Below are 7203 nucleotides of genomic sequence, written 5' to 3' on the forward strand. Positions count from 1 at the left end.
CGAACCTCTTCCGTGAAGAGGTTCCCTAAATCTCCAAAACGCAACCATTTCCACTTTTCCGGAATCGCAAACGGCACCTCCTCCGGAGCCTCACCAATCTGCTCAACAGCAGGTTCACAGTTAAGCTGGGGAACGAGCTTCCCCTCCATCGCCCATTGCAGGATGGACTTCCTCAAAGTCTCCGCCTTCATTCTTCCCCTCCGATCTTCGAGAGGATCTTCCGGAGCATCTCGTCCATCACGCGCTCGTGCGCCTCACGGTCGGCCTGATACTTTTCGATCAGTTCCCTGGGCGGGAGGATCTCCTCTTTCTCCGAGGGGAAGCCGCAGAGGTCGAGGTTGTAGTCATTCCCGCGGAGCTCTTCAGCCGTGTAGGCGCGCGCCTTGTCGAAGCCGTCCACCGTGATGGCCTTGCGGTCCGTCCACCAGGCATCCAACTCCTTCAGGTGCTCCAGAAGCATCGGCTTCGTCTTCGAGAAGTGCTTGTAGCCCTCGGGCATGTCCACGCGGTAGAACCAGGTCTCCTTCGTGGGCCCAGTGTTGTCGAAGAACACGACGTTGGTGGCGATCGAGGTGTAGGGCGCAAAGACGCTCGTCGGCAGGCGAACGATCGTATGCATGTTGAACTTCGTGACGAGGCGCTCCTTGATGGCGCGCTTCGCGCCCGAGCCGAAGAGGAACCCGTCGGGGATGACCACCGCGGCACGGCCGTCCTTCTTCAACCGGTAGCTGATCAGCGTCATGAAGAGGTCGGCGGTTTCGGAACTCCTGAACTGCTCCGGGAAGTTCCCCTGGATGACGGGCTTCTCGGAGCCGCCATAGGGCGGGTTCATGAGGATGACGTCGAACTTGTCCTTTTCGCCGAACTCCTGCACGTTGGTCGTGAGCGAGTTCGCGTGGCGGACGTTGGGTTCGTCGATGCCGTTCAGAAGCAGGTTCGTGACGCAAAGGAGGTAGGGAAGAGGCTTCTTCTCGATCCCGAAGAAGGAGTGGCTCAGAAGCTCACGGTCCTCATTGGTGCCGGCCGCGGCCTGGGGCTCCAACACGCGTCGGGCGGAATTGAGGAAGCCGCCCGTACCGCAGGCGAAGTCCGCCACCATGTCGCCCGGCTTCAAGCCGACGTGCGCGGCCATGAAGTCGGTGAGCGCGCGCGGCGTGTAGTACTCGCCAGCGGAACCCGCGCTCTGGAGTTCGCGCAGGATCGATTCGTAGATGAGGCCGAAGGCGTGCGTCTCTTCCGGGTCGCTGAAGTCGAACTCGTTAATGAGCACCATCAGCTCGTGGAGCTGAACGCCGTCCTTCATGTAGTTGTGGATGTCTTCGAAGACCGCCTTCACCACGCTCTTGCGGCGGGGGCAGTGCGCGGGCAGCTGAAGGTCCTTGAGCGTCGGGAAGAGGTCGTTGTTGACGAAGTCGAGAAGTTCGTCGCCTTTGAGCGCTTCCGTGTTGCCGATGTCGGTGTTCGCCCAGTGGCGCCAACGGAGGTATTCCGGAATGATCGATTCGTACTCGTCATCCATCAGCTCCCAAACGCTTTCGGCGTCGTCGTAGACCTTGAGGAAGAGCATCCACGTCAGCTGCTCGATGCGCTGCGCATCACCGTTGATGCCGGCATCCTGACGCATGATGTCGCGGACGCGCTTCACGAAATTTCCAATGCTCATTCAAGCTCCATGATGTTCTTGTTTTCGGACCGTTCTTCCGGTCGGTAGAGGGCATCTTCGAGCTCCTGCACGGCGGCGCGGTAGCCCGACTTGTCCCCGAAGGCCTTGACGATCTTTGGGAGGCCCCCCAGTCCCCGGAACTCTTCGCTCCGGAGGACGGCGATGTCGTCGACCTCACGCACGCCTTCGTGCGCATAAATGCTGATCAGAATTTCCAAAACCTTGCGCGCCACGCCCTGGTACTTGTCGAGGAAGCGGCTGCGCATCGCCCGCGAGGCGCGCATCTGACGCGTCATCGGGGGCTTGCCGAACGCGATTTCGCAGAGCAGGTCGAATTCGTCCGCGTCCGGGTTCTTGAGTTCCTTGCGGAGCTGGTCGAAGAGAACCCCTTCGCGCTCCAAACGGTCGATGATCGCCTTCTTCTCTTCGGGACCGTTCCAAACTTCGAGGAAGTCCGCTTCGCTGCCGAAGAGCTGAAGGATGTTGCGCCGCGTGTAGTCGCGGAACTTCGCCGTGACGAGATTGCCTGACTCGTCGAGGAAGCTCACCGAGCTCCCCACGACGGTGACCTCGACGTTCTTCACGCGGTAGACGACGGACTTCTCGGGATCGACCGGAGGCATTTTGCCGACGCCGTTCCCGGGGTTGCCGCCGTCACCGTCATCACCGTCGTCATTCCCGTCGCCGTCGTCTCCGTCGTCCGGCTTCACTTCAATATCCACCGGAGGTTCCCGGCGCTCGGGCTTGGGCACCGGATCGCCTTCGCCCCATTCGACTTCGACCTCGGCCTCGCCGTCGAACTCCGGATCCTTGAAGAGTTCGCACGCGCCGCGGAAGTCGAGGATCGTGAAGAACGTCTTCCCGGCGTCCTCGCGCAGACGCGTGCCGCGGCCGATGATCTGCTTGAATTCCGTCATCGAGCGGATCGGCGTGTCGAGCACGATGAGCTTCACGCACTTCGTGTCCGCGCCCGTCGTGAGAAGTTTCGAGGTCGTCACGACGACGGGGTACGGCTCGTAGGGGCTCGTGAAGCTCGAATAGAGGCTGCGCCCCTCATCGTCGTCCCCGGTCATGCGCACGGCGTAGAAGGGTTCTTCGGCCACCATGTCCCGGTTGCACCGGCGGACGGCGTCCCTCATGCGCGCCGCATGGTCCTGCGTCGTGCAGAAGATGATCGTCTTCGACATCCGGCCGATGTGGCGCAGGTACTTGGTGACGTACTCGGCCACGGTCTGCGTGCGGTTTTCGAGAATGAGCCGCCGGTCGAAGTCGTCCAGGGTGTAGAGGCGCTGCTCGATGGGCTTCCCGTCGGCGTCGACTTCGCCTTCCATGGGCTCCCACCCGTCGCGGTCCTTGTCGAGGTGCACGCGCACGACCTGGAAGGGCGCGAGGAACCCGTCTTCGATCCCCTGCTTCAGCGAATAGGTGTAGAGCGGATCGCCGAAGTAGGCGGCGTTGTCCGAGCCGTCCTTCTTGTTGGGGGTCGCGGTGAGGCCGATCTGAATCGCCGGCTCGAAGTACTCCAGGATCTCGCGCCAGCTGCTTTCCTCCGACGCGCTCCCGCGGTGGCACTCGTCGACGATGACGAGGTCGAAGTAGTTCCGCGGGACCTGGCGGAAGTTGTCCGCAAAGGTCTTCCCGCTGCCGCCGTCCTCGCGGCCCTTCAGCTGCTGATAGAGTCCGAAGTAGATGCAGTGGCTCGAATCGATCTCGCCCCCTTGAATCTTCGTCTGGATGCGCTCGAAGGGCGCGAAGTCGCCGACGATCGTCTGGTCGACCAGCTGGTTGCGGTCGGCGAGGTACAGCACGTTTCGCACCACGCCCGCGCGGCGCAGCCGCCAAACGATCTGAAAGGCCGTGTAGGTCTTCCCGGTCCCCGTCGCCATGACGAGGAGGGCGCGGCGGCGCTTGTCCGCGACGATGGCGTTCACGACGCGGTTGATCGCGACCATCTGGTAGTAGCGCGGAATCTTGCCGTCTTCGCTCGTGAAGTACTGGGCGTTCGCCATCGCATGTTCGCGGTCGTCGGGCACGCCGCGGGCTTCGCACCACATGCGCCAGAGTTGGTCGGGCGTCGGGAATTGGTCCATGCCCAATTCGCGCAGGACGCCCGTCTTCAGATTGAATTCGAGGAACTTCTCACCCGCCGACGCGTAGGCGAACGGAATGTCGAGCATCTTCGCGTAGACGATCGCCTGATCGAGCCCGTCCTCCGCCTTCATCGACGACTTCTTCGCTTCGATCACGGCCATGGGGCAGTTCACGTTGCGGCAGAGGAGGTAGTCGGGACGGTTGCGGCCCTTGGGCTTCACCTTCTGGGCGAAGTTCTTCTCGGGAACGATGCGGAAGCGGTCGCTCCGGAGCGAGTACTCCATCCAAATCGACGAAGACGGCCAGCCGGCCGCTTTGAGGGCGGGCGTGATCCGGCGCTCCTTGGTGTCTTCTTCCGTTTCGATGCGGTGAGTGAGCATTTCCGTCCTTTTCTGGTCGAGGCTTGGGTGGTGCGTGGCGTTGGTGGTCGCGCGTCCGGCCTTGAGGAGCCGCGGGCCGTCGGCATACCGGCAAATTCTAACGTCTTTCGGGCGTCTCTCCGCATGCCCTTCGGGCCGCTCTGCGCGAACGGTCACCCTCGGCCGCCACGCTGCGGCGTCGGTCGCGGCGAACGCGTTGGTGTTGGCGGTCGTGCCGAGGGCGCTCTCGCGGACGGAAGGGGCCGGACGGATCGAAGGGGCCGCCGCCGAGGCGCACTGAGGGGTGGGCGGAAGCGTACGACCGATAAGCTTATGGACGATAAGCTTATCGGCAAGAAGCTTAAAAACTCTACGGTCCCGGGAGCTTCCTCCTCTCAATGGAGGACCCCGAACGCCTCCTCAACGGTCTTCGCCCGCGCTATATTGCGCGACGGCTCCCGAACGGAGCCACCGAACCCCCAAGACCGAATCCCGCAACAACACCCCCATGACCAACTTCCACGACCTGATCGAGGGCTTTCACAACTTCAAGGAGGCGCACCTGGAGCGCGACCGCGAGTTCTTCGACGCCTTGAAGCACGGCCAGAACCCGCGCACGCTCGTCATCGCCTGCTGTGACTCCCGCGTCGACCCCGCGATCCTGATGGGCTGCCGCCCGGGCGACCTCTTCGTCGTGCGGAACGTCGCGGCGCTCGTCCCGGCGGAAGACCAGTCCGCCGCCCCCGACGCCGTGATGGCGGCGGTCGAGTACGGGGTGAAGCACCTCGCGGTCGAGCACATCATCGTGATGGGGCACTCGAACTGCGGCGGGATCCACGGGCTCTTGAACCCCGTGGAAGTGAAGAACGAAAGCTACATCCGCGGCTGGCTCTGCCTCGCGCATCCCGTGTTGGACGAGCTCGCCCACACGGACATTCCCGAGGACGACCATCACGGCCGGAGCCGCCACTGCGAGGAGGCGGCGATCCTGCTCTCGATCGAGAATCTCCTCTCCTACGGGTGGCTACACGACAGGGTGGAGGCGGGTACCCTCAAGCTTCACGCCCTCTACTACGACATGCACGACGGGAACCTCTGCGTCTGGGACGCGGAGAAGGAAGACTTCGTGCCGAGCGCGGCGATCGTGGGGAAGGCGTAGGCCGCCTGAAGCCGCGCGCCCCGTCGGCCCGCCGACGGACCAAACCCCAATTGTCCGGGCGCGGCGCTCTTCCTAGCATGGCTCGAAATCAACCGGACCGGCCCGACCAGCCGGTCGCCAGAACCCAAAGGAGGAGAAACATGAAGTTCGGACATCAGATGTTGGTGGCGGCCGTGGCGACGGCGGTCGCCGGGATGGCGGTCGACGCCTCGGCCTGCTCGACCGTGGTGGTCGGAAAGAACGTCTCGGCGACGGGTGAGATCATCGTCGGGCACAACGAAGACAACGACCTTCGCATCGTCATGAGCCAGTATTGGGTGCCTGCGGCCGACCACAAGTCGGGCGAGATGATCACGTACGAACCCGCGGCCGCGAAGATCCCGCAGGTCGCGCACACCTACGGCTACTACTGGACGCAGACGCTGCACCCGGCCGGGTATTCGTTCTCGGACGGCTTCGTCAACGAGCACGGCGTCGCCATCGTCTCGAACAACTGCAACAAGACCTTCGAAGAGGAGAACCCGGTGGTCGACGGCGGCGTCGGCTACGGGATCCGCCGCCTGATGGCCGAGCGCGCGAAGACCGCCCGCGAAGCCGTCGACGTCGCGATCGGACTCGTGACGAAGTACGGCTACACCTCGGGCGGTCGCACCTACACGGTGGCGGACCGCAACGAAGCCTGGCAGATCATGCTCCTCAAAGGCCACCGCTACATCGCCCGCAAGGTGCAGGACGACGAAGTCACCTACATCGCGAACGCCTTCTCGCTGGACAAGATCGACGTCGACGCGAAGGACGTCATCATGTCGCCCGATCTGATCGAGCACGCCGTGAAGACCGGGAAGTACAAGCCCGCGAAGGCGGGCGACGCCTCCGACTTCTCCTTCCGCGAAAGCTATCAGCCGGTCTCGCGCCGCGCGGCGGACTGGAACAAGGACCGCGCCCAGACGGCTTGGGAAATGCTGATGGGGAAGGAAACGGAAGACCAGGAAGCCTTCCCGTACTCGATCAAACCCGAGAAGAAGCTGGGCGTCGCGGACGTGCAGGCGATTCTGTCCGGGCACTGGAAGCGCGAGGAGCGCACCTCGGGCTTCTTCCATCAGTCGATGCGGGACATCTGCAACGTGGGCACGTTCGAGTCGGTCGTCTACGAAATGAAGGCGGATCCGCTTCTGACGCGCGGCTGGAAGACTTCGGGCCGCCCCTGCGAGACGCCCTACGTGCCGTTCTTCCCGTTGGCGAAGCCCGCCGAGGCGCGGGCCTTCATGTCGCCCGACGTCGCGACCGCGGAGCACTTCCACGCCTCGCCCGACCGCTTCGACTACAAGGCGGACTTCGGGCTCTACGCCTTCCTCGACGCGCAGAACCTTGTCGACTACCTGGACGACGCCGCGAGGAAGGACCTGCGCGCCGCGATCGACGCGCAGCAGCTGAAGTGGGTTTCTGAGGGCGACGCGGTTCTGAAGACCGCCGCGTACCTCAAGAAGACCGTTTCGCCCGCGAAGGCGGAAGCGTATCTGCATCAGTACGGCGCCGACGCGTACAACGAGTCGGTGACGCTCATGCGCGGCGCCTTCGCCGGCATGAAGCCCCTGCGGGTGGCGATCCTGGCGGATACGCTGTCGCTCACGAAGAAGGACACGGTCGACGTGGTTCTCTTCGGCTCGGACGACGTCGACGTCACGAAGGCGGACCAAAAGAGCTTCATCTTCGGCGTCACGTACCCGAATCCGGACGTCGACCTCTACGCCGACCGCGCGAAGCCGACGAAGGTGGTGTTGAAGGACGTCGACGGCGACGGCCGTCCGGACGCGGTCTTCACGTTCCCGTCGGACGCCGCGGCGAAGTACGGCTTTGAAGGGGTCGTCACCGACCTCTGGCTCTTCGGCACGGTGGGCGGCGAAAAGAAGGGAGGATTTGACCTCGTCAAG

General features: G+C 63.6%; 5 protein-coding genes. 2 read left to right on the forward strand and 3 right to left on the reverse strand.

The annotated features are described in order from the left end of the window. The 3 genes from HMPREF9440_RS11635 to hsdR form a co-directional block, all read right to left on the reverse strand. The coding region (locus tag HMPREF9440_RS11635; RefSeq protein ID WP_008541517.1) for a hypothetical protein at positions 1-191 on the reverse strand (191 nt) is incomplete at its 3' end. Continuing rightward, positions 188-1663 carry a class I SAM-dependent DNA methyltransferase gene (locus tag HMPREF9440_RS03375; protein WP_008541518.1) on the reverse strand — a complete coding sequence of 492 codons (1476 nt, stop codon included), beginning with the start codon at positions 1661-1663 and terminating at the stop codon, positions 188-190. The genes HMPREF9440_RS03375 and HMPREF9440_RS11635, both read right to left, overlap by 4 nt. Continuing rightward, positions 1660-4134: an EcoAI/FtnUII family type I restriction enzme subunit R gene (gene hsdR / locus HMPREF9440_RS03380; RefSeq protein ID WP_008541519.1), complete on the reverse strand. Its 2475-nt coding sequence runs from the start codon at positions 4132-4134 to the stop codon at positions 1660-1662. The genes HMPREF9440_RS03375 and hsdR overlap by 4 nt, the downstream gene beginning before the upstream one ends. Positions 4135-4621: 487 nt before the next feature. Between hsdR and HMPREF9440_RS03385 the strand changes: the two genes are divergently transcribed. Continuing rightward, positions 4622-5272 carry a carbonic anhydrase gene (locus tag HMPREF9440_RS03385; protein WP_008541521.1) on the forward strand — a complete coding sequence of 217 codons (651 nt, stop codon included), beginning with the start codon at positions 4622-4624 and terminating at the stop codon, positions 5270-5272. A 140-nt stretch (positions 5273-5412) separates the two neighbouring features. After that, positions 5413-7203, forward strand: a 1791-nt coding sequence (locus tag HMPREF9440_RS03390; RefSeq protein WP_008541522.1) for a C69 family dipeptidase, incomplete at its 3' end; no start/stop codon positions are given.

This window comes from Sutterella parvirubra YIT 11816, from assembly GCF_000250875.1.
Classification (GTDB): domain Bacteria; phylum Pseudomonadota; class Gammaproteobacteria; order Burkholderiales; family Burkholderiaceae_F; genus Sutterella; species Sutterella parvirubra.

What these genes read in the sequence shown, in the direction of transcription:
- HMPREF9440_RS03385 (WP_008541521.1), top strand. Translation starts at nt 4,622, where the DNA reads ATGACCAACTTCCACGACCTGATCGAGGGCTTTCACAACTTCAAGGAG.
- HMPREF9440_RS03375 (WP_008541518.1), bottom strand. Translation starts at nt 1,663, where the DNA reads ATGAGCATTGGAAATTTCGTGAAGCGCGTCCGCGACATCATGCGTCAG.
- hsdR (WP_008541519.1), bottom strand. Translation starts at nt 4,134, where the DNA reads ATGCTCACTCACCGCATCGAAACGGAAGAAGACACCAAGGAGCGCCGG.